Origin of the sequence: Sulfitobacter sp. 15WGC (genome assembly GCF_005068605.1) — a bacterium.
In the GTDB taxonomy this organism is placed as follows: domain Bacteria; phylum Pseudomonadota; class Alphaproteobacteria; order Rhodobacterales; family Rhodobacteraceae; genus Sulfitobacter; species Sulfitobacter faviae.
In genome coordinates this window covers 1-251 of record NZ_SZNL01000212.1, presented here as the reverse complement: position 1 = coordinate 251, position 251 = coordinate 1, and the positions used below count along the sequence as shown (strand labels likewise).

The window sequence follows — 251 nt, the reverse complement described above, 5'->3', positions numbered from 1 at the left end:
GAGCGCGTCGATCTGCTGCTCGACGAAGGCTCCTTCGAGGAATTCGACATGTTCGTCACCCACCGCTGCACCGATTTCGGCATGCAGGATCAAAAGCCCGCGGGCGATGGTGTGGTCACCGGCTGGGCACGATTAACGGCCGCCTCGTCTATGTCTTTAGCCAGGATTTCACCGTCTTCGGCGGCTCGCTCTCGGAAACCCATGCTCAGAAAATCTGCAAGATCATGGATATGGCAGTGCAAAATGGCGCG

At 57.8% G+C, this 251-nt stretch carries 1 pseudogene; it reads left to right on the top strand.

The window, feature by feature from the left end:
• Positions 1-251 (top strand): annotated as a pseudogene (locus FCK22_RS18610) (carboxyl transferase domain-containing protein); the annotation flags it as partial.